Raw genomic sequence first — 20,414 nt, forward strand, 5'->3', positions numbered from 1 at the left:
TCGCCGGGCGTGGTCAAGACCCGTCTCGTCCCGAAGGGTCCGGCTCGTCCGCGGCCACCGCCGGAGCGCGGGGGCGTGACGCGCCGGGCAGGATGCGAGGTCGCCGCCCGGCCGGTGCGGCGTCGCTCCCAGGGAGGTGGGCTCCGTGCACCCGTACGTCTTCGAGGGCGGTACGGCCGTCGTCACCGGCGCCGCCGGCGGCATCGGCGAGGCGCTCGCCCGGGCGCTGGCCGCGCGCGGCAGCCACCTCGCGCTGCTCGACCGGGACGCCGAGCGGCTCGTGGGCGTGGCCTCGGCCCTGCGGGCGGCGCACCCCCGCCTCGCGGTGCGGACCTACGTCGTCGACCTCGCCGACCGCGACGCGACGGCGCGCGCGCTCGACGCCGTCCGCGCCGACCACCCGCGCGTGACCCTCGTCGTCAGCAACGCCGGGGTGGCCCTCGGCGGCCTCTTCCGCCACCTCACCCTCGAGGAGTTCTGGTGGGTCGTCGAGGTGAACCTCCGGGCCACGGTCCAGGTGGTCTCCGCGCTCCTCCCGGCCCTGCGGGAGCAGCCGGGCTCGCACGTCGTCACGGTGGCGAGCATCTTCGGCGTCGTCGCGCCGCCCGGCCAGAGCGCCTACGCCACGAGCAAGTTCGCCGTCCGCGGCTTCACGGAGGCGCTCCGCGACGAGCTGCGCCAGGACGGGGTGGGCGTCACGTGCGTCATGCCGGGGGGGGCGTGCGCACCCGCATCGCGCAGGACGCCCGCGGCGCCGCGAGCCTGTCCGCCGAGGACGTGGCGGCGGGGCGCGCGTCCTTCCAGCGCCTGCTGACGATGGACCCGGTCGACGTCGCCGAGCAGGTCCTGCGCGCCGTCGAGCGGCGGCGCCCGCGGCTGCTCGTCGGCTGGTCGGCGAGGCTGCCCGCGCTGCTGGAACGCCTGGTGCCGGGGGCCTCGACCCGGGTGCTGGGCCTGCTCGCCCGGTCCACCGGCCCGGGCCGACGCCTGCTGCGCGGCCGCTGACGCCCCGGGCCGCGTCGTCGCCCACCCCCGGGCGCGTGACCCGGACGAGACCGGGACGTGACCGGGTCGAGACCTGGGCGTCAAGGACGGCGGCGTGCGCGCCGATGCCCCGGGGGAGAGCGCGCCGTCCGGAGCCCCGGCGGCGCCGGCGCACCAGCCACCTGGGGGACCTTCCGATGACGACGACCACCCGCACCCGCCCCACCACCGCGCGCGGCCTCCGGCGCGGGCTCGGCCGCCTCGCCGCCGTGGCCGCGGCCCTCGTCGTCGCCACGACGGCGTCGCTCGTCCCCGCGCACGCCGAGACCGGCGCCATGTCCGTCCCGACGACCGGCCGGGTCACGGGGATCGTCGGGAAGTACTGCTCCTCGGGCGCCGCGCACGGCGGGGTCGACATCGCGGCGGCCACGGGCACGCCCGTGCGGGCCGCCGACAGCGGCGTCGTGAGCATCGCCGGGACGCGCGCCGACTCCGCCAGCTACGGGATCTTCGTCCGCCTCCACCACGGCACGCGCTACCGCACCATCTACGCGCACCTCAGCAAGCTGGCCGTCGTGCCCGGGCAGACGGTCGCCGAGGGGCAGGTCATCGGCTACGTCGGCAACACCGGCAACAGCTACGGCAGCCACCTCCACTTCGAGGTGCGCCTCGACAACGTGCGCCAGTCCGGCATCAACGCCAGCTTCCCCTGCGGCCGGACCGTCACCGCCGGGACGCCGATCGCGTGGAGCTTCCCCTCCCTCGCCCGCTGAGCGGGCCCGTCGTCGGGTGCCGCGCCGGATCGCCCTCGGCTCGCACCCGGACGGGCGGTCGTGCGCCCCGTCCGGGCGCGCCGCGGGCGCCGGACCCGCTCGCGCGGCAGGCTGCGGTCCCACCGACCGACGCAGGAGCAGCCCGTGAGCGACGACCCGTACCGCCAGCAGCCGGCCCCCTACGGGCAGCCCGCGCCGTACGGCCAGGCCGAGCCCTACGGCGGCCGTCCGTCGCCGACGTCGACCGCGGCGACGAACAGCAAGGCGATCGTCGCCCTCTGCCTCGGCTTCGCCGCGCCCCTCGTCGGCCTCGTCTTCGGGATCCTCGCGCTGCGGGAGATCAAGCGGACCGGCGAGGGCGGCAAGGGCTTCGCGATCACCGGCGTCGTCCTCGGGGCGCTCCTGCTGCTCGTCGTCCTCGCCTACGTCGGGCTCATCGTCACCGTCCTGGTCAACCTGGCCGGCAGCGGCGGGCAGATGTCCGGCGAGCTCTTCGCCCCCTGACGAGCCCGACGACGCGGCGCCGTGCCGGTGCGCCGTCCGCCCTCAGCGCAGGACGGTGCGGGCGGCGCCCCGGACGGCGTCGGCGACCGCGTCGAGGGCGGGCGACCGCAGGGACCACTGCTGCCAGTGGAGGACGACGTCGCTGCGGTCGCGCGGCGCGTCACCGGGTGCGAGCGCGACGAGCGAGCCGTCGGCGAGCCCGGGCGCGCTCTGCAGGTCGGGGAGCATGCCCCACCCCATCCCCGCGCGCACGGCCGCGAGGAAGGCCGTCGACCCGGGCACGTGGTGCGACGGGGGGTCGACGGGTCGGCGCGCGCGCCGGGCGGCGAAGTCGTGCTGGAGCCGGTCGCCGCGGTCGTAGACGACGACGGGCGCCGCCGAGAGCGCCGCCGGCGACAGCCCGTCGGGGAACCAGCGCCGCGCCACCGCGGGCGAGGCCACGGGGCGGTAGCGCATCCGGCCCAGGCGGGTCGTCGAGCAGCCGGGCACCCGGGCGGTGTCGCTCGTGACGGCGGCCATCACCTCGCCGGAGCGCAGGAGCGCCGTGGTGCGCGACTCGTCCTCGCGGCGCAGGTCCAGGCGGACCTCCGCGGCCAGCGGCGCCAGCGCCGGCAGCACCCAGGTGGTGAGGGCGTCGGCGCCCACGGCCACCGCGACCTCGGGGAGCCCCCCGTCGCCCGCGCCGAGCTCGGCCGCCGTCTGCGCGGCGGCGGCCTCCACCTGGCGGGCCAGGCGCAGCACGGCCTCACCGGACGGCGTCGGGCGCGCGGGGCGCGAGCGCACGAGCAGCACGCGCCCGGTGGCGGCCTCGAGGGCGCGCAGCCGCTGGCTCACCCCCGAGGGCGTCACGTGCAGGCGCTCCGCCGCCGCCTCGAAGGAGCCCGTCGCCGCGACGGCGGACAGGGCCTCGAGCTGGCCGACGTCCCATCGCAGCCGCCGCGGGCTGTCGTCGCGCATGCTGAGAGATGCTACGGATCCCGCAGCGACCTGATCTGGTCTTCGTCAGCGCCGGACCCCTAGCGTCCCGCCCGTGGACGCGCACGCCCTGCTCGCCGGCCTCGGGCTCGGCCTCTCGCTCATCGTCGCCATCGGCGCGCAGAACGCCTTCGTGCTGCGCCAGGGGCTGCGCGGGGAGCACGTCGGCGCCGTCGTCGCGGTCTGCGCCGCCTCGGACGTCGTCCTCATCACGGCGGGCGTCGCGGGCGTCGGCGCGCTCGTGCAGCAGGCGGAGTGGGCGCTCGTCGTCGTGCGCGTCGGCGGCGCGGCCTTCCTCCTCGGCTACGCCGCCCACGCGCTGCGGCGGGCCGTGCGCCTGGCGGACGCGGCGCTCGACGCCCGCACCGCCCCCGAGCGCGGGACCCTCGCCGGGGCGCTCACCACCGCGCTCGCGCTGACGTGGCTCAACCCGCACGTCTACCTCGACACGGTCGTGCTCCTCGGCTCCATCGCCGGCACCCACGGCGACGACCGGTGGTCCTTCGCCGTCGGGGCGGTCGCGGCGAGCGCCGCCTGGTTCCTCGCCCTGGGCTTCGGGGCCCGCCTCCTGCGGCCGCTCTTCGCGCGGCCCGGGGCCTGGCGGGTGCTCGACGCGCTCATCGCCGTCGTCATGACCGCGCTGGCGCTCTCGCTGCTCGCCGGGCTCGGGGGCTGACGGCCCGAGCTCCGACGGTGCCGGGGCCGACGTGCCCGGCGCGTGCGAGGGGGATCTCAGGAGGTGCGGCGCCAGGCCAGCCGCATCCAGGGGACGTCGCCGCCCGGCGTCTCACGGGACCACTCGGCGCTCATGGCAGTGCCGTCGTCGGCGAGGCGCAGGGTGGCGCGCGACCCCGGCGCCCGGACGGTCCACGTGCCGCTGGCGTCGACGGACGCCGTCGACGACGCGACGCCGCCCGCGTCGTCGTAGGCCCGCGTCGGGAAGGCGCCGAGCGCGGGGTCGAAGGGCTCGAGGACCTCGAGCACCCGGGTGCGCCTCCCGGCGACCTCGACGTCGACCTCGTGGACGACGGTCGGCCCCAGCCACCGGTAGACGGCGGTCCCGGTGACGGCGCCGACGACCGTGGCGCCGTCCTCGCCGAGCACCTCGCCCGACGCCTCCCACGTGCCCACGAGCGGGGCGGGGGTCGGGGGAGCGCTGAGCAGGGGGTCCTCCGGCGCCTGCGCCGTCGCGGGCCCCTCGGCCGTCGTGTCCTCGGCCATCCCGGGCACCTCCGTCGTCACGCACGGCGCCGCGGCGGCGCCCGCGGGGCCATGCTGCCGGACATGACGAGCCGCATCGCCGCCATCGCCCTCGACGCCGTGGACCCGCGGCCCGTCGCCGACTTCTGGTGCGCCGTCCTCGGCTGGCAGCAGGTGGACGAGGACGACGACGGCATCAGCATCGGCCCGCCGGGCGGGGCCGCCGCCGCCGGGCCGACGATCGACGTCCTGCGGGTCCCCGAGGGCAAGACGGTGAAGAACCGGCTCCACCTCGACCTGCGGGCCGACGGCTCGACCACGGCCGAGGAGCTCGCCCGGCTCGAGGCGCTCGGGGCCCGTCGCGTCGACGTCGGGCAGGGCGACGACGTCACGTGGGTCGTGCTCGCCGACCCCGAGGGCAACGAGCTGTGCCTGCTGCAGCGCACGGTGCAGGACGTCGAGCGCGAGGAGGCCGCCGGCTGAGCCCGCCCGTCCGCCGCCGAGGAGGACGAAGGTCTCGCGCCCGCGCGTCGTCCCAGGTCACAGGCGCGGAGGCTCCGCGGAGGCCGCCTTCGTCCTCCCTGGCGGCGGCAGCGAGGCGCCCCTGGTCGGATGGTCGCCGGGGTCCCGGGTGTTGGGCCCGGTATGACCGTGACCGCTCCCCAGGCTGCCGCCGCGCCGCGGCGCTGGGTGCCGAGGCGCGTCCTCGTCACGCGCTCGGCGGCGGAGCTGCCGCACGGGCAGCGGATACTGCGGCGCGTCGAGGCGGCCGGCGTCCAGGACGTCGAGCTGCTGAGGGGCGACCGGCTGCCGCCGCTGCGCGGCGAGGACGAGCGCTCCACGTACGCGCTCGCCAAGCAGACGCTGGCCGTCGTCGTGGCCCCGCCGAGCAAGCGGCGCCCGCAGCCGATCCCGCCGAGCGCCGACTGGCGCGTCGACCTCGCCGAGGGCTGCCCGGCCCACTGCCAGTACTGCTACCTCGCCGGCTCGCTCGGCGGGCCGCCGATCACCCGCGTCTACGCCAACCTCGAGGAGGTGCTCGACGGCGTGGCCCCGCTCGTCGGCAGCGGCGCCGTGACGAGCGCGAGCGAGGACCGCCGCGCCGAGGGCACGACGTTCGAGACCTCCTGCTACACCGACCCGCTCGCGCTCGAGCACGTGACCGGCTCGCTGTCGCAGGCGATCACGCACGTCGGGACGGCCGACTTCGGCGGCCCGGTGCAGATGCGGTTCACGACGAAGTTCGACGACGTCGAGCCGCTCCTCGACCTCCCGCACGGCGGCCGGACGCGGGTGCGGCTGTCCGTCAACGCCCTCGACGTGCAGCGCTTCGAGGGCGGGACGGCGCGGATGCCCGAGCGGGTGGGCTCGCTGCGCCGACTGGCGATCGCCGGGTACCCCGTCGGCCTCACGGTCGCGCCGATCATGCCGGTCGAGGGGTGGCGCGAGCAGTACGGCGCCCTCCTCGACGCCGTCGCCGCGGCGACCGCCGACGTCCCCGGCCTCGACCTCACCACCGAGCTCATCACCCACCGCTTCACCCCGCGCAGCAAGGAGGTGCTGCAGGGCTGGTACCCGCGCACCGCCCTGGAGATGGACGAGGACGCCCGGCGGCAGAAGCGCGGCAAGTACGGGGCGGTCAAGCACGTCTACCCGGCGCCGGTGATGGCCGAGCTGCGGACGTGGTTCGAGTCCGCGCTGGCCGAGCGGCTGCCCGCCGCCCGGCTGCTGTACTGGACCTGAGCGCCGCCTCCGGCCCGGGGACGGCAGGACCAGGAGGACCCGTGCCCGAGCGGACACCCGCCACCGCGGCGCCCGGGCTGCCCGTGATCCCGACCCCGGACGACGGCGTCCGCCGCAGCGCCGAGCGGGTGTGGGACGAGGCGGCCCGCCCGCGCGGCCCCGAGCCGGAGGCCGGGCGCACCTACACCGAGGACGAGGCGACGCAGGGGCGCCACCTCGTCGACGTCCACGACCACCTGCGCTCGGAGGTCGCCGAGCTCCACGACCTCGTCGACCAGGTGGCGGCCGGCTCCGTGCCGCCCGGCGTCGCGCGCAGCCACATCGCCACCATGACGCTGCGCCAGAACGCCTGGACGCTCGGCACGTACTGCCAGAGCTACTGCCGCGTGGTGACGACGCACCACACCATCGAGGACCAGTCGATGTTCCCGCGCCTGCGCGCGCAGGACCCGCGGCTCGGGCCGGTCGTGGACCGGCTCGAGGAGGAGCACCACGCCATCCACGACGTGCTCGAGCGGGTGGACCGGGCGCTCGTCGCGTCGGTCGCGGCGCCCGGCCCCGCCGGCGTCGCCGAGGTGCGCGCCGCCGTCGACCTGCTCTCCGACGTGCTCCTCAGCCACCTGGCCTACGAGGAGCGCGAGCTCGTCGAGCCGCTCGCGCGCCTCGGCTTCGCCTGACCCGCCGGACCGGGCCACCGACCGGGCCAGCGGCCCGGGTGCAGCCGCACGAGCTCGCGCCCGCCGCGGGCCGCGTCGCGGCCGAGCTCGCGCGCCGTGCCCCGCCACAGGGGCGAGCGCAGCCGGCGCGGCAGGGCCTGCCGCCCGAGCGCGACGGCCCAGGCGAGGACGCCCGCCGCGACGAGGACGGCGGCCAGGGCGCTCACCGCTTGCCCCCCGCCGAGTCGGGGGCGGCCGACGCGCGCAGCAGGGCGGCGGCGGGCTCGCGCAGGTCGGTCGCCAGGCCCGCCAGCCTCCCGCCGTCGACGGCGGGCGTGCGGGCGGCGAGCAGCCGCAGCGCCCGGCCGGCGCGCCGCTGGAGGACGACGAGCGGCTCGCCGGCGACCGGGCCGAGCGGCGCCCCGGCGAGCGCCTCGAGGCGGGCGACGGCGCCCGCGAGCACCTCGGCGCCGAGGTGGCCCTCCGCGCCGGCGGCGGCGTCGGCGAGGTCGTCCAGGTCCTGCCGGCGGAGGACGGCGGGCGGCGCGCCCGTGGCCCCGCGGCCGGGGCCGGACGGGCGACGGACCGCGAGCGGGCCGGAGCGGTCGAGGGGGCGTGTCGGGCAGGGGGTCGTCGTCATGGCCGGCTCCGGGGGAGGGGCGCGTCGTGCGCCCGGCTGCTGGGTGGTGGGGCTGCTGGGTGGTGGGGCTGCTGGCTGGTGCGACGAGCCTCCCGGGCACCGCGTCGGGCGACGAGTGGCAGGAACGACGTCGACCGACGACTTCCTGCCACGGCCGTGGCACCCTCGGACCATGAGCGGGACGCAGCCGTGCTGAGGGACGTCGTCGCCCTGGCCTACGACGGCGTGGGCACCTTCGGCCTCGGCATCGCGTCGGAGGTCTTCGGGTTCGACCGCGGGCCGGAGGGGCTGCCGACGTACGACTTCGCCGTCGTCACCGAGCAGCCGGGGCGGGTGCGCACCGACACGGGGCTCGACGTGCACGTCGAGCACGGCCTCGAGCGGGCCGCCCGCGCCGACCTCGTCATCGCGCTCGGCTGGGAGCACGGCGACGTCGACCCGCCGGAGGCCTACGGGCAGGTGCTGCGGGACGCCGTCGCCCGGGGCGCCCGCGTCATGAGCCAGTGCACCGGGGCCTTCGTCGTCGCCGCGTCCGGCGTCGCCGACGGGCGGGTGCTCGCGACGCACTGGCGCTACGCGGACGAGCTCGCGCGCCGGTACCCGGCGGTGCGGGTCGACAGCGACGTGCTCTACGTCGACGACGACCCGCTCTTCTCCAGCGCCGGCTCGGCGGCCGGGATCGACACGTGCGTGCACCTCCTGCGGCGCGAGCACGGCGCCGCCGTGGCGGCGGCGGTGGCGCGCCGCCTCGTGGTGCCGCCCCACCGCGAGGGCGGGCAGGCGCAGTTCGTCGAGGGCCCGGCGCTGCCGCCGGACGACGGCCAGCGCCTGCGCGACGTCCTCGTCTGGGCCTCCGAGCGGCTCGACGAGCCCCTGCCCGTGGAGCGCCTGGCGGCCCGGGCGCTGCAGTCCCCGCGCAGCTTCGCCCGCCACTTCCGCGTGCTCACCGGGACGACGCCGCTCGCGTGGCTCCTCGCGCAGCGGGTCGCCCTCGCCCAGGAGCTCCTCGAGACGACCGACCTCCCCGTCGAGGAGGTGGCCCGCAGGTGCGGCTTCGGCGCGGCGACGACGCTGCGCCAGCACTTCACGCGGCGCCTCGGCACCTCGCCGCAGGCCTACCGGCGGACCTTCCGCGGGACCGGGGAGCCCGCCCTCGTCGCGACCTGAGGAGAGCGGCGGTGCACGGACGACGCCGTCCCCCGCGTCCTCGCCCGACCGCTCCCGGCGCGCGCTCCCCGGCCCGGTGTCAGGAGGTCGGCAACCAGACGCGCAGCGTCGACGGCCCCCGGTTCGAGCGCCGGCTGTACGGCACGAGCGGCACGAGCCGGCGGTCCTCGTCCCCGGGCAGCGGCGCCGGCGCGTCCCCGTAGGCCCAGGAGCGGTCCTCGACCCGGCGGACCGCGACGGGGACCAGCACGCGCCCGTCCTCCTCGACCGGCGGCCGCGAGGCGTCGACGACCGCGAGGCCCACGTCGTCCCCGAGGTCCACGGACTCGAGGCACCACACGACCGGCCCGCGCTCCACCGCGACCTGGCCCCGGAGCGCGTCGACGCGCGGGTCCGGGTGCGTCCAGCGCGCCCGGACGGGGAGGTCGAGCTCGACGACGTCACCTGCGACGAAGTCGCGGCGCTCGACGGCCGTGCCGGGGCCCACCTCGCGCGAGCCGCCGCCCGCGGTCAGGCGGGCGCCGTCGGCCCAGGAGGGGACTCGCAGGGACAGGGACCAGGGGCCGCCCGGCGCCTCGAGCACCTCGACGCGCACGCGGCCGTCCGCTGGGTAGTCCGTCGTCACCGCGAGGACGACGTCGCCGTCCGCCATCGGGGCGCGCACGGTGCACGAGGCGTACTGGTGCAGCTGCACGCCGTCGTCGTCCGTCGTCGCCACGAGGGCCGCCAGCGAGGCGAGGGTCCGCGCCACGTTCGAGGGGCAGCAGGAGACGGCGAACCACGGGGCCCGCAGGGAGGAGGCGGCGCGGGGGACCATGCGGTCGGCCGGCGGCGCCTCGGCGGGCTCCCGCACCTGCAGCGGGTTGGTGTAGTAGAACGAGCGGCCGTCCTCGCCGGTGGAGCCGGCGACGACGTTGTGCAGGGCCCGCTCCACGGCGTCGGCGTGCACGGGGTCTCCGGTGGCCAGCAGGAGCCGCTGGTTGACCATGACGGAGCCGACACCGGCGCACGTCTCGGCGTAGGCCCGGTCCGGCGGCAGCTCGAAGTCGAGACCGAAGGACTCGCCCTCGTGGTGGGACCCCATGCCGCCCGTGAGGTGCGTGCGGCGGGCGAGGGTCGTGAGGGCCTGGCGGCGGACCGCCCCGAGGAGCTCGTCGTCGCCCTCCTCCACGGCGACGTCGACGGCCCCGGCGGCAAGGTAGAGCGCGCGGACGGCGTGGCCGCGCAGCACCGTCGCGTCGCGGACGGGCAGGTCGTCCTGGAAGTACTCGGGCCCGAAGACGCCGTCCCCGAGGACGCCATGACCGCGACGCTCGACGAAGCGCCGTGCTTGCTCCAGGTAGCGCCGGTCGCCCGTCGCCCGCCCCAGCTCGGCCAGGGCGACCTCGACCTCCGGGTGGCCGCACACGCGGCCGTCGCCGTCGGCGCCGAAGACGTCGCACACCAGGTCGGCCGCCCGTCGGGCGACGCCGACCAGCTCGTCGTCGTGCCCGGTGCGCAGCCGCGCCACGGCCGCCTGCACGAGGTGGCCGACGCAGTAGAGCTCGTGGCCCCAGTCCAGGGCGCTCCACCGGGGCGGCTGGCCGGGGCGGCCGAAGGCGGTGCTCAGGTACCCGTCGGGCTCCTGGGCGGCGGCGACCCGGGCCGTGAGGGCCGCGATCTGATCCTCGAGGGCCGGGTCGCCGGTCCGCCCGGACTCCCAGGCGAGCGCCTCGAGGAGCTTGTAGACCTCCGAGTCGCTGAACTCCCGGCCCGCGCGGTCCTGGGGCAGGCGGCCCTCGGCGGCCGCGTCGAAGTTGCCGACCCAGCCCGCGCGCTCGAGCCACTCCGCGCAGTGCTGGAGGACTCCGCGGCTGCCGAGGTCCTGGAGGTCGCCGAGCCCACCGCCCGTCAGGTCCACGACGCCGAGCCCGAGCGGGGAGAGCCGTCCTCGGGACGGTGCGACGGGAGACGCGCCCCGCCGGGCGGTCGCGTTCCCGGGGTCGGTCGGCCGGGTGTCCTGCACGGTCATCGGTGCTCCAGGTGTGTCGGGGAGGCCGGCGTCGCCGGTGGTCACTTGACCGCGCCGACGGTGAGCCCGTCGCGCAGCAGCCGGTACGTCGCGGCGAAGACCGCGAGGATGGGGAGGGACGTCAGAACGGCCAGCGCCATGAGCCCGGGCCAGTCGATGCCGAAGGCCGAGACCTGGGCGGCGAGCAGCGCGCTCAGCGGGTAGGAGCCGGGGGAGAGGAAGAAGTTCACGGCGTAGAGGAACTCGCCCCACGCGAGCAGGAAGATCAGCGTGCCGACGGTGGCCACCCCGTTGCGGGCCACGGGGAGGGCGATGGCCCAGAAGGTCCGCCACATCGACGCCCCGTCGATGGCGCCGGCCTCCTCGAGCTGGTGCGGGACGGCTCGGAAGAAGGGCCGCAGCAGCAGCGTCGCGAAGGGCGTCAGCAGCGCCGCGTCCGCGACGACGACGCCGAGCGTCGAGTCGAGCAGCCCCCACTGGCCGAAGACCTGGAACAAGGGGATGACCTGCGCCGTCTGGGGCATCATCTGGAAGACGATGAGCAGGCCGAGGCCGATGCTCGGCAGCGGCCCGCGGGTCCGCGCCAGGCCGTAGGCCGCCGGCACGGCGAGGACCAGCACGAGCGCCGTGGTGCCGACGGCGATGAGCACGGACTGGCGCAGCGCGTCGAGCAGGGCCCCGTCCAGGGCCTCGACGTAGGCCGTCGTCACGGGTCGGAAGACGAACGCCGTGTCGGCGCCGAAGACGTCGGACGGCCGCTTGAAGGACGTCAGGACGATCCACAGCAGGGGGACGCCGTACAGCAGCGTCAGCAGGATCTTGAGGGCCGTGACGACCGGCCCGGGGCGGGTCCTCATCCCTCGGCCTCCTCTCGGCGGATGCTCCGGGCGTAGACCACCGCGAGCACCAGGACCCCGAGGACCGTCAGCACGGACGTCGCGGCGCCGAGCCCGAAGTCGTAGCGGGCGAAGGCCTGGAGGTAGCCGAGGAACGGCAGCGTGTTGGTCGCCGTGCCGGGGCCGCCGAAGGTCATGACGTAGATGAAGTCGAAGCTGCGGAAGCCGTAGACGATCGTCAGCACGAGCAGCACGAGCGTCGTCGGGCGGACGGCCGGCAGCATGATGTGGCGGATCTCCTGCCACCGCGAAGCCCCGTCGAGGGCGGCGGCCTCGAAGACCTCGATCTCGATCCCGAGCAGCGCGGCCCGGTAGACGAGCGCGTTGAAGGGGACGACGGCGAAGGCGTTGACGAAGGCCACCGACATCAGCGCCCACGACTGGTCGTAGAGGAACGGCACCGGCCCGTCCACGAGGCCGACGGCGGCGAGCACCGTGTTGACGAGGCCGTCGTCGTTGAGCAGAAACTTCCAGACGCTGCCGTTGACGACCGGCGGCAGCGCCCAGACGAAGACCATGACGGCGAGGATCCCGGCGGCCCAGCGGCCACCACCGCGCAGGGCGATCGCGGCGGTCAGCCCGCCGACCATGCCGAGCACCGTCACCACGGTCACGAACACGAGCGTCCGCCACAGCGCCTGCTCGCCGCCCGAGGACAGCGTCTGCGCGAAGTTGTCGAGCCCCACGAACTCCCACGCCCCGCTGAGGTTGCTGCTCCGCACCTCGCTGACGCTCAGGCGGACCAGCTGGACGAGGGGGAAGACGCTGAAGAGCAGCAGGAAGAGGGCGCCGGGGACGAGGAAGAGCAGGCGGGGCTGGCGGCGGCGCGGGCGACGGCCCGGGGGGGGGGGGGGGGGAGGGGGGGGCGGGGGATGGGGGGGGTGGGGTGGGGGGTGTTTTGTTTTGGGACCCACCCCTCCCCCCGCGGCCGCCCGGGGGCGGCCACGGGCGCCTGGGCGGACGAGGTCGTCACCGGCCTCAGCCGCCGAGGGCGGGCTCGATCGCGGACAGCGCCTGCTGCGCGGCGTCGGCGGGGGACTGCTGGCCGCCGAGGGCGGCGCTCCACGCCTGCCCCATGGTCGTCTGGACGTCGGCCACGGCCTCCGGCGGGATCGACGGCGCCGGGTAGGTCGCCCCGAGCTCGGCCACGGACTGCGCGAAGGGGGCGAGCAGCTCGTCGCTCGTGACTGCCTCGTCCTCGCCGGCGTCGGCACGGGCCGGGATGTAGCCGACGTCCTGCGCCAGCTGCACCTGCGCCTCGGGGTCGAGGAACGTGCCGGTGAGGTACTCCCACGCGAGGTCCGGGTCGTCGCTGTTGGCGCCGATCGCCTGCCCCTCGCCACCGAGGTAGACCTGGCCGCCGTCGCCCAGGGGCATCGGCACGACGCCGTACTCGAAGTCGGCGTCCGCGGCCGCGGCCCCGAGCTGCCAGTTGCCGTTCTCGGCGAAGGCGACCCCGCCGCCGGTGAACTCCTGGAAGGGCACCGTCTGGTCCCAGGTCGTGGCCTGCTGCGACAGCCAGCCGTTCTCCACCCAGCCGCGGGCGCGGGCGAGGGCCGCCTCGAGCGGCGCGGCGTCGGGGGACTCGTAGTCGAAGCCCTCGGCGGTCAGCCACGGGTAGGCCTGCCACTCGCCCTGGGACTGGGGGAGGCCCGAGACGGTGATGCCTTGGTACCCGGCCTCCGCGGCGGCGGCCATGGCGGCCTCGAGCTCGTCGGGGGTCGTCGGCGGCTCGACGCCGATCTCGGCGAGGATGTCCGCGTTGTACCAGAGTCCCAGGAGGTTCACGTACCCCTGGACGGCGTAGAGGCTGCCGTCGACCTCGTGGAGCACCGAGTCGGGGAACTGGTCGGCGTCCTCGTAGGAGGCCCACTGCTCGTCGAGCGGCGCCAGGGCGCCGGCGAGGCCGAGGGCCGCCGCCTCGCCGCCGTTGAAGAGGACGACGTCCGGGCCCTCGCCGGCACCCGCGGCGGAGATCACCTTGGAGTTCATCTGGTCGTAGGGGACGTAGACGTTCTCGACCGTGACGCCGTCGTTGGCCGCCTCGAAGCGCTCGGCCATCGCGTCCATCGCGGCGACCTGCTCGTCGACCGTGAAGTAGTGCCAGACCGTGACGACCCCGTCGCCCTCGCCCCCGCTTTCGGCGGTGCCTGCGTCGCCGCCCCCGCACGCGGAGAGCGCGAGCGCGGCGGAGGTGGCCACCGCCCCGGCGGCCAGTCGTGCGCGGCTTCTGGTGGTCGTGCCCATGGGAGCTCCTCGGTCGTCGTCGACTGTCGCTCCCGCCTGGCGCCATGCGGCCCGGCGGGCGGTCCGAGCGAAACGCTGCGAAACCGATTAGCCGACGGTAGGAGACGTCTGCGTCGCCGTCAACGCCGGGTAGGGTCCGATGCTGAGTCGTGATGCGGGTCAGCCTCATGGCAGGGAGGGGGGCGCGGGGATGACCGAGGACGACGGGCCGACGACCGGTGCGAGGTCTGTCACCCTCAAGGACGTCGCCCGCCTCGCCGGGGTCTCGACCGCCACGGCGTCGAAAGCGATGAACGGCCGTGACCGGGTGGGTGCGCAGACGCGGTCGCGCGTCCTCGAGGCGGCGGAGCAGCTGCGCTTCACCCCCAACGCCCTGGCGCGGGCCATGCACGCCGGACGCTCGGGCACGGTGGGCCTCCTCGCCCACGACCTCGACGGGCGCTTCAGCCTGCCGATCCTCATGGGCGCGGAGGACGCCTTCGGCGTCGGCGAGACGTCGGTGCTCCTCTGCGACGCGCGGGAGGACTCGATCCGCGAGCGCCACCACCTGCGGGCGCTCCTCAGCCGTCGGGTCGACGGACTGATCGTCGTCGGGAAGACCACGAACCCGCGGCCGCCCCTGCCTGAGGACGTCCCTGTCCCCGTCGTCTACGCCTACGCGCCGTCGGAGCGCCCCGGTGACCCAGCGGTCGTCCCCGACAACGTCCAGGCGGGTCGGCTGGCCGTGGCGCACCTGCTGGCCTCGGGTCGACGACGCGTCGCGCACGTCTCGGGGGTGCAGGACTACCTCGCGGCGACCGACCGGGCGCGCGGGGCGCGTGACGCGCTGGCTGACGCGGGCCTCGAGCTCCTCGGGCCGGTGCGCTACGGGGCGTGGACGGAGGAGTGGGGCCGCGCGGGCGCACGCGCCGTGCTCGACCAGCACCCGGACGTCGACGCCGTGCTCTGCGCCAGCGACCAGATCGCCCGCGGCGCGCTGGAGGCCCTGCGCGAGGGGGGCGTCCGCGTCCCCGAGGACGTCGCCGTCATGGGCTTCGACGACTGGGCCCCCATGGTCCTGGGCAGCCGGCCGGAGCTCACCAGCGTCGACATGGACTTCGAGGGCATCGGGCGCCGCGCCGCGCAGCTGCTCGAGGACGCCATGGCGGGCCGCCCCGCGCGCGGCACGCTCCTCGTCGAGCCCCGGGTCGTCGTGCGCGGGTCGACGGGGCCGCCGGCGTAGGTCGTCGCCTGCGGAGCCGTGCGGCCGCGGGCCGCGGCAGGGCGGACCGGGAGAGCCGGGGGCGCACGGGCGGAGACCCCGGGGGCGGCTACCGTCGCCCGGTGGATCGTGAGGCCCCCGCCGGCTCGTCGTCGGCGGGCCCGACGAGGCTCGGTGACGTCGCTCGCCTCGCGGGCGTCTCGCCGTCGACGGCGTCGAAGGCCCTCAACGGACGCCCGGACGTCGGCGCGGGCACGCGTGCGAGGGTGCTCGCCGCCGCTCGCCGGCTGTCCTTCCCGACCGGCTCGTCGGTGCCCGCCCCCGAGCCGACCGGCACGGTGGGCCTGCTCACCTCGGACCTCGAAGGCCGCTTCTCCATCCCGGTGCTCATGGGGGCCGAGGACGCCTTCGGCTCCGACCGGGTGGCGGTGCTGCTCTGCGACGCGCGCGGCGACGCCATCCGTGAGCGCCACCACTTGGCCGCCCTGCTGTCGCGCCGGGTCGACGGGCTGATCGTCGTCGGTGCCAGGCCGGACGAGAGGCCGTCGATCGGCCGGGTCCCGGTGCCTGTGGTGTACGCCTACGCCCCCTCGGACGACCCCTCCGACCTCTCCCTCGTGAGCGACGACGAGGGGGCGGGGGCCATGGCCGTCGAGCACCTGCTGTCGTCGGGGCGCCGACGGATCGGCCACGTCACGGGCGACCCCGCGTACGGCGCCGCGCAGGACCGCGCGGCCGGTGCCCTCGCGGCGCTCGAGCGGGCCGGTCTGCCGCCGGCGGGGGGCGGCCCCCTCTTCGGCGCTTGGTCGGAGGAGTGGGGCCGCGACGCCACCCGCGCACTGCTCCGCGCCGAGCCCCGGCTCGACGCCGTCTTCGCAGGCTCGGACCAGGTGGCGCGCGGTGTCCTCGACGTCCTGCGGGAGGCCGGCCGTCGCGTGCCGGAGGACGTCGCCGTCGTCGGCTTCGACAACTGGGAGCCGATCGTCACAGGAACGCGCCCGTCCCTGACGACGGTGGACATGCGGCTCCAGCACCTGGGGCGGGTGGCCGCACAACGGCTCCAGGCGGCGATGACGGGGGACGTGCGCCGCGGTCGCGAGCGGCTGCCGTGCCGGCTGGTGGTCCGCGCCTCGAGCGGCCCCCGAGGCTGAGCCCGCGGGAGAGGTGCCCCGCCACCTGACCCGCCTAGCCTGCCGCGCGTGGCCGACAGCGCACCCGCCCCCGCCTTCGCCCTGCGCGTTGACGACGACCTCGAGCTCGTCCTGCGGGAGGCGTGGACGGCGGTGCCGCTGGCCGAGGTGATCGGGGCGAACCTCGAGCACCTGCGCGCGTGGGAGCCGTGGGCGCAGGGCGAGCAGACGCTCGAGGGCCTCACCGCCTTCACGCGCGTCCAGCTCGCCGCGTGGCTCGAGGGCCGCGCCGTCCCCACCGCCGTGCGCTGGCGCGGCCGGCTCGTCGGGGCCGTCGGCGCGTCGGTCGACACGTGGACGGGGACGGCCGAGCTCGGGTACTGGGTGGCGGCCGACGCGCAGGGGCACGGCGTCGTGACCCGCTCGTGCCGGGCGCTCCTGGACCACCTCGTGCGCGACCGCGGCGTCGGCCGCGTGGAGGCGCGGTGCGTCGTCGCCAACGCGCGCAGCCGCGCCGTCGCCGAGCGGCTCGGGCTGCGCCTCGACGGCGTGCTGCCGGCCGCGATGCCGCTGCGCGGGCGGCGCGAGGACGTGGCCCTGTACGGGCTCCCCGCCGAGCGCTGGAGCGGCTGAGGGGCGGGCCACGGGCGCCGCCCTCCTCGGACCGCCTGCGCGGCAGCACCTCCGGGTCGGCGTGGGCGCGCCCACCCGGACGGCTCCTCCGCCGCGGGGCCGGTCCGGTGGTCCCGCTGGTCCGATCGGGCGAGGAGACCCGTCCGCGGTGATCACCGACGTGAGGTCGGCCGGGAGGGCGGCCGATGCCCGCCCCATGCACGACGACCGGGTCCTCCAGGCAGCGGCGACGGAGGCGGCGCGCGGTGCCGCGGCGTGGCGCTCGGCCGCCGGCGACCCCGAGCTCGACGCGCTGGTCCGCGTGGCCGCCGCCGTGACTGGTTCCTCGTCGGCCTCGGTCAACCTCCTCGACGGCTCCGAGCAGTGCGAGCTCGCGGCCCACGACGTCGTCATCGGCACCACGCCGGCGGCGGAGTCCCTGTGCGCCGTGCGCCTCGCCGAGGGCCGCACCGTCCACGTCCCCGACGCCGCCGAGGAGCCCGCGTACGCGCGCACGCCCTGGGTCGACGGGCGGCGCGCCCGCGTCCGCCTCTACGCCTCCGTGCCGCTCGTGCCGCCGGGCGCTCCCGCGCCGCTGGGCACGCTGTGCGTCTTCGACGACGAGCCGCGGCACCTGACGGCCCGGCAGCTGGCGCGGCTCGAGGACCTCGCGCTCGCGGTGACGGCGCTGCTGGAGCGGCGCCGCGAGGCGCAGGTCAGCGCCCGCCTCGCGCAGGAGGCCGACGAGCAGCGCGACCTCGCCGAGCTCGTCATCGGCGAGCTCGCCGCGCGCAGCGAGGACATCGAGGAGCGCTCGGAGCTCATCGAGGCCGTCCTCGCCACGGTCGACGTCGCGGTCGTCGCCTGCGGTCCCGACGGGCGGCTCACCCTCTTCAACCGCACCGCGCGGCAGTGGCACGGGATGGACGTGGACACCGCCGTCGCCCCCGAGCACCTGGCGGGCCGCTACGCGCTCTTCGAGGCCGACGGGACGACGCCGCTCGCCGCGGAGCGGATCCCCCTCGTCCGCGCCCTCCGCGAGGACGTCGAGGTGGCGGGAGCGGAGATCGTCATCGCCCCGGCGGGCCAGCCGGCGAGGACGGTCTCGGTGTCCGGGCGCGCGATGCACCGCGCCGACGGGACGGCGCTGGGCGCCGTCGTCGTCATGGCGGACGTGACGGCCGACCGCGCGCAGCGGCGGCTCGTCGAGGAGGCCCACCGGCAGGTGCGCGAGCGCGGGGTGCTGCTGGAGCGCGAGGTCGCCAGCCGCCGCGCCGCCCAGGACCAGCTCGCGTCGGCCAACACCGAGCTCCAGCGGCTGCTGCTCGTCGACGGGCTCACCCGCCTCGCCAACCGCCCCTGCCTCGACGACCACCTCGCGCGCCAGTCGAGCGCCCACGCCCGGCGCGGGGCGCCCCTGTCCGTCCTCATGGTCGACGTCGACCACTTCAAGGCCTACAACGACACGCACGGCCACCTCGCCGGCGACGCGTGCCTGCGGCGCGTCGCCGACGTCCTCGCCGACGCCGCCGAGCGCGGCGGGGACCTCGTGGCCCGCTACGGCGGCGAGGAGTTCGCCGTCGTCCTCGGCGACACCGACGCCGCGGGCGCGGCCGTCGTCGCCCGGCGCCTCGTCGAGGCCGTCCGCGCGGCCCAGCTGCCGCACGGCGGCCCGGGCGCCGGGGGGCGCGTCACCATCAGCGTCGGGGCGGCGACGTGGCACCCCGGCGCAGGGCTCCACGGGGCAGGGCACCCGGGCGGTGCGCGCACGCTCGGGCGCGGGGGGTCGGGCCTCGGCGCGGACCTGTCGGCCACCGCGCTCCTCGCGGCCGCGGACGCCGCGCTCTACACCGCCAAGGCGGCGGGTCGCGACACCGCCCGGCACGCCGACGACCTCGTGCCCCCGCCCGTCCCGTCGACGTCCCTGTCGGCCGCGGCACCGGCGACGGCGGGGCCGGCCGCGCGGCCCGTGGCCGGCGCCGCGCACCACGCCGTCGTCCTTCCCGCACCGGAGGAGCCGCCCGCGCCCGGCGGCCGGCCCACCGGCGGCCGCCCGTCCGTCCCCGGACCGCGGCGGCGCTGACGGCCCACCGGCAGCCCCCACCCCCCACCCCGGCAGCCCCCACCCCGGTGACCCTGGCCCCGGCCGCTCGCGCTGAGCGAGGTGCGTCGGCGGGGCGGCCGGGGAAGCCGCTTGCTGCCGGGGCGCCCGCCGCGGTCGACTGCTCCCCGGCGGGCGAGGGACGCGCGCAGGCTGGGGGCGTCGTGAGGACGGTCGGGCGCGGGCTGCCCCGCGCGCTGGCGCCGCTGGGGGTGCCCGCCTACCGCTGGCTGGCGGGCGCCCTCGTGTGCGCCCTGGCGGCCGGCGGGCTGTGGACCCTCGCCGTCGTCTGGCAGGTCATCGCGCTCGGCGGCGGCGCCACGGCCGTCTCGGCGGTGAGCGCCGGCTTCGCCGTCGGCATGCTCGCCACCGCGCTGCTCGGCGGCGTCCTCGCGGACCGCGTGCCCCAGCGCCGGATCCTCCTCGCCGTCGCCGCGGCGGAGCTCGCCGCCACCGCGGCCGCCGCGGCGCTGGCGCTCGCGGGGCTCGTGGAGGTGCCGCACCTCGTGGCCGCCTCGGTGGTCATCGGCGTCGGCCAGGGCCTGTACTACCCCGCCTACTCGGCGCTCCTGCCCTCGCTGCTGCCGGCCGAGCAGCTGCTCCCGGCCAACGGCCTCGAGGGCTTCCTGCGCCCGCTGCTCGTCAACGCCGGGGGGCCGGCGCTCGCGGGCGCCCTCGTGGCCGCCGTCGCGCCGTCGGCGGCCCTGCTGGCGGCGGCGGTCGCCTCGGCGGGGGCGGTCGGCTTCCTCCTCGGCCTGCCGAGCACGCCGCTGCGCCGTGACCTCGCCGCCGAGGCGTCGGCCTCGGGCCGGTCCGCGGTGCGAGCGGTGCTGGCCGACGTCGCCGAGGGCTTCGCCTACCTGCGCCGCACGCCGTGGCTGCTCTCGACCCTGCTCTTCGCCTGCGTCATGGTGCTGCTCGTCATCGGACCGCTGGAGGTGCTCACGCCCTTCGCGATCCGCGACCGCGCCGGCGGCGGGCCGCAGGACCACGCGCTCGTGCTGGCGGCCTTCGGCGTCGCCGGCGCGGTGGCCTCGCTCGTCGTCGCCTCGCGGCGCCTGCCGCGCCGGTACCTCAGCGTGATGATCCTGCTGTGGGGTGCCGGGTGCGCCCCGCTGGCCCTCTTCGGCGTCGCCACGAGCGTGGGGGTGATGGTCGTGGGCGCCGCCCTCGTCGGCGCGACGTTCCAGGCGGCCACCGTCATCTGGGGCACGCTGCTGCAGCGCCGCGTCCCGCCGTCCCTGCTGGGGCGCGTCTCGAGCCTCGACTTCTTCGTGTCGCTGGCGCTCATGCCGGTCTCCATGGCCCTCGCCGGCCCGGTGAGCGCGGCGGTCGGCCTCACGCCCGTCTTCCTCGTGGCCGGCCTGGCCCCGACGGCGCTGGCCGTGGCGGCGATCGTCCTCGCCGGTCTGCGCGCCGACGAGCTCGCGCACCCGCTCGACGGCGCCCCGCCGGCCGCGGACGGCTCCGCGGTGCCCGCGCCCGGAGGGCTGGGCGCCGACCCGGTGCCGCCGACGGCCGGTGGGCGGGCGCCGCGGGGCGACGACTGACCCGGAGGACGACCTGTTCGACGC

General features: G+C 77.3%; 22 protein-coding genes. 14 read left to right on the plus strand and 8 right to left on the minus strand.

Annotated elements, in window-relative coordinates; all coding sequences use genetic code 11:
• The first annotated feature begins 145 nt into the window (after window positions 1-145).
• The 4 genes from WDV85_RS04680 to WDV85_RS04695 all read left to right on the plus strand — a co-directional run bounded on the left by WDV85_RS04680 (window position 146) and on the right by WDV85_RS04695 (window position 2,261).
• A complete protein-coding gene (locus WDV85_RS04680) occupies window positions 146-814 on the plus strand; it encodes an SDR family NAD(P)-dependent oxidoreductase (protein WP_339569521.1) in 669 nt (222 codons plus the stop codon).
• A complete protein-coding gene (locus WDV85_RS04685; RefSeq protein WP_339569522.1) occupies window positions 778-1,005 on the plus strand; it encodes a hypothetical protein in 228 nt (75 codons plus the stop codon). The genes WDV85_RS04680 and WDV85_RS04685 overlap by 37 nt, the downstream gene beginning before the upstream one ends.
• Before the next feature lie 176 nt (window positions 1,006-1,181).
• Window positions 1,182-1,757, plus strand: a complete 576-nt coding sequence (locus WDV85_RS04690; RefSeq protein WP_339569523.1) for a M23 family metallopeptidase — start codon at window positions 1,182-1,184, stop codon at window positions 1,755-1,757.
• A gap of 144 nt (window positions 1,758-1,901) precedes the next feature.
• On the plus strand, window positions 1,902-2,261 hold the full coding sequence (locus WDV85_RS04695) for a DUF4190 domain-containing protein (protein WP_339569524.1): 360 nt from the start codon (window positions 1,902-1,904) through the stop codon (window positions 2,259-2,261).
• Window positions 2,262-2,303: 42 nt separating this feature from the next.
• Here WDV85_RS04695 and WDV85_RS04700 read toward each other — a convergent pair whose 3' ends face one another.
• Complete coding sequence (locus WDV85_RS04700) at window positions 2,304-3,218, minus strand: LysR family transcriptional regulator ArgP (RefSeq protein WP_339569525.1); 915 nt, start codon at window positions 3,216-3,218, stop codon at window positions 2,304-2,306.
• 73 nt (window positions 3,219-3,291) lie between these two features.
• Between WDV85_RS04700 and WDV85_RS04705 the strand changes: the two genes are divergently transcribed.
• Window positions 3,292-3,912, plus strand: coding sequence for a LysE/ArgO family amino acid transporter (locus WDV85_RS04705; protein ID WP_298805778.1), 621 nt, complete (start codon window positions 3,292-3,294; stop codon window positions 3,910-3,912).
• Window positions 3,913-3,968: 56 nt separating this feature from the next.
• Here WDV85_RS04705 and WDV85_RS04710 read toward each other — a convergent pair whose 3' ends face one another.
• Complete coding sequence (locus tag WDV85_RS04710) at window positions 3,969-4,457, minus strand: hypothetical protein (RefSeq protein WP_339569526.1); 489 nt, start codon at window positions 4,455-4,457, stop codon at window positions 3,969-3,971.
• A 63-nt stretch (window positions 4,458-4,520) separates the two neighbouring features.
• Between WDV85_RS04710 and WDV85_RS04715 the strand changes: the two genes are divergently transcribed.
• The 3 genes from WDV85_RS04715 (at window position 4,521) to WDV85_RS04725 (ending at window position 6,856) form a co-directional block, all read left to right on the plus strand.
• Window positions 4,521-4,919 carry a VOC family protein gene (locus tag WDV85_RS04715; RefSeq protein WP_339569527.1) on the plus strand — a complete coding sequence of 133 codons (399 nt, stop codon included), beginning with the start codon at window positions 4,521-4,523 and terminating at the stop codon, window positions 4,917-4,919.
• A gap of 162 nt (window positions 4,920-5,081) precedes the next feature.
• Window positions 5,082-6,179, plus strand: a complete 1,098-nt coding sequence (locus WDV85_RS04720) for a radical SAM protein (RefSeq protein WP_445263204.1) — start codon at window positions 5,082-5,084, stop codon at window positions 6,177-6,179.
• Between the two features lie 41 nt (window positions 6,180-6,220).
• A complete protein-coding gene (locus WDV85_RS04725; protein WP_339569529.1) occupies window positions 6,221-6,856 on the plus strand; it encodes a hemerythrin domain-containing protein in 636 nt (211 codons plus the stop codon).
• On the opposite strand, the gene WDV85_RS04730 is transcribed toward WDV85_RS04725, so the two are convergent.
• Window positions 6,805-7,062, minus strand: a complete 258-nt coding sequence (locus WDV85_RS04730; protein WP_339569530.1) for a hypothetical protein — start codon at window positions 7,060-7,062, stop codon at window positions 6,805-6,807. The genes WDV85_RS04725 and WDV85_RS04730 overlap by 52 nt on opposite strands.
• Window positions 7,059-7,475, minus strand: a complete 417-nt coding sequence (locus WDV85_RS04735) for a hypothetical protein (protein ID WP_339569531.1) — start codon at window positions 7,473-7,475, stop codon at window positions 7,059-7,061. The genes WDV85_RS04730 and WDV85_RS04735 overlap by 4 nt, the downstream gene beginning before the upstream one ends.
• A gap of 189 nt (window positions 7,476-7,664) precedes the next feature.
• On the opposite strand from WDV85_RS04735, the gene WDV85_RS04740 reads away from it, so the two are divergent.
• Window positions 7,665-8,642 (plus strand): helix-turn-helix domain-containing protein, encoded by a 978-nt coding sequence (locus WDV85_RS04740; protein WP_339569532.1) that lies wholly within the window; start codon window positions 7,665-7,667, stop codon window positions 8,640-8,642.
• A gap of 79 nt (window positions 8,643-8,721) precedes the next feature.
• On the opposite strand, the gene WDV85_RS04745 is transcribed toward WDV85_RS04740, so the two are convergent.
• The 4 genes from WDV85_RS04745 to WDV85_RS04760 form a co-directional block, all read right to left on the minus strand.
• Window positions 8,722-10,653, minus strand: coding sequence for a glycoside hydrolase family 127 protein (locus tag WDV85_RS04745; protein WP_445263205.1), 1,932 nt, complete (start codon window positions 10,651-10,653; stop codon window positions 8,722-8,724).
• 41 nt (window positions 10,654-10,694) lie between these two features.
• Window positions 10,695-11,510 (minus strand): carbohydrate ABC transporter permease, encoded by an 816-nt coding sequence (locus WDV85_RS04750; RefSeq protein ID WP_339569534.1) that lies wholly within the window; start codon window positions 11,508-11,510, stop codon window positions 10,695-10,697.
• Window positions 11,507-12,271, minus strand: coding sequence for a carbohydrate ABC transporter permease (locus WDV85_RS04755; RefSeq protein ID WP_339569535.1), 765 nt, complete (start codon window positions 12,269-12,271; stop codon window positions 11,507-11,509). The genes WDV85_RS04750 and WDV85_RS04755 overlap by 4 nt, the downstream gene beginning before the upstream one ends.
• Window positions 12,272-12,527: 256 nt before the next feature.
• Window positions 12,528-13,796, minus strand: coding sequence for a sugar ABC transporter substrate-binding protein (locus tag WDV85_RS04760; RefSeq protein WP_339569536.1), 1,269 nt, complete (start codon window positions 13,794-13,796; stop codon window positions 12,528-12,530).
• Between the two features lie 190 nt (window positions 13,797-13,986).
• Here WDV85_RS04760 and WDV85_RS04765 point away from each other — a divergent pair, with 190 nt between their 5' ends.
• The 5 genes from WDV85_RS04765 (at window position 13,987) to WDV85_RS04785 (ending at window position 20,390) form a co-directional block, all read left to right on the plus strand.
• The gene (locus tag WDV85_RS04765; protein ID WP_339569537.1) at window positions 13,987-15,018 is read left to right on the plus strand and encodes a LacI family DNA-binding transcriptional regulator; all 1,032 of its coding nucleotides are present in this window, start codon (window positions 13,987-13,989) and stop codon (window positions 15,016-15,018) included.
• 101 nt (window positions 15,019-15,119) lie between these two features.
• On the plus strand, window positions 15,120-16,148 hold the full coding sequence (locus WDV85_RS04770; protein ID WP_339569538.1) for a LacI family DNA-binding transcriptional regulator: 1,029 nt from the start codon (window positions 15,120-15,122) through the stop codon (window positions 16,146-16,148).
• 48 nt (window positions 16,149-16,196) lie between these two features.
• A complete protein-coding gene (locus tag WDV85_RS04775) occupies window positions 16,197-16,760 on the plus strand; it encodes a GNAT family N-acetyltransferase (protein ID WP_339569539.1) in 564 nt (187 codons plus the stop codon).
• A 196-nt stretch (window positions 16,761-16,956) separates the two neighbouring features.
• Window positions 16,957-18,822, plus strand: a complete 1,866-nt coding sequence (locus tag WDV85_RS04780) for a diguanylate cyclase domain-containing protein (RefSeq protein ID WP_339569540.1) — start codon at window positions 16,957-16,959, stop codon at window positions 18,820-18,822.
• Between the two features lie 182 nt (window positions 18,823-19,004).
• Window positions 19,005-20,390, plus strand: a complete 1,386-nt coding sequence (locus WDV85_RS04785; RefSeq protein WP_339569541.1) for an MFS transporter — start codon at window positions 19,005-19,007, stop codon at window positions 20,388-20,390.
• Window positions 20,391-20,414: the final 24 nt, after the last annotated feature.

This window comes from Pseudokineococcus sp. 5B2Z-1 (assembly GCF_037482305.1).
Classification (GTDB): Bacteria; Actinomycetota; Actinomycetes; order Actinomycetales; family Quadrisphaeraceae; genus Pseudokineococcus.

Coding starts and splice junctions, on each gene's coding strand:
- WDV85_RS04720 (WP_445263204.1), top strand. CDS start 5,082: ATGACCGTGACCGCTCCCCAGGCTGCCGCCGCGCCGCGGCGCTGGGTG.
- WDV85_RS04700 (WP_339569525.1), bottom strand. CDS start 3,218: ATGCGCGACGACAGCCCGCGGCGGCTGCGATGGGACGTCGGCCAGCTC.
- WDV85_RS04745 (WP_445263205.1), bottom strand. CDS start 10,653: ATGACCGTGCAGGACACCCGGCCGACCGACCCCGGGAACGCGACCGCC.
- WDV85_RS04760 (WP_339569536.1), bottom strand. CDS start 13,796: ATGGGCACGACCACCAGAAGCCGCGCACGACTGGCCGCCGGGGCGGTG.
- WDV85_RS04735 (WP_339569531.1), bottom strand. CDS start 7,475: ATGACGACGACCCCCTGCCCGACACGCCCCCTCGACCGCTCCGGCCCG.
- WDV85_RS04690 (WP_339569523.1), top strand. CDS start 1,182: ATGACGACGACCACCCGCACCCGCCCCACCACCGCGCGCGGCCTCCGG.
- WDV85_RS04715 (WP_339569527.1), top strand. CDS start 4,521: ATGACGAGCCGCATCGCCGCCATCGCCCTCGACGCCGTGGACCCGCGG.
- WDV85_RS04780 (WP_339569540.1), top strand. CDS start 16,957: ATGCACGACGACCGGGTCCTCCAGGCAGCGGCGACGGAGGCGGCGCGC.
- WDV85_RS04765 (WP_339569537.1), top strand. CDS start 13,987: ATGACCGAGGACGACGGGCCGACGACCGGTGCGAGGTCTGTCACCCTC.
- WDV85_RS04710 (WP_339569526.1), bottom strand. CDS start 4,457: ATGGCCGAGGACACGACGGCCGAGGGGCCCGCGACGGCGCAGGCGCCG.
- WDV85_RS04750 (WP_339569534.1), bottom strand. CDS start 11,510: ATGAGGACCCGCCCCGGGCCGGTCGTCACGGCCCTCAAGATCCTGCTG.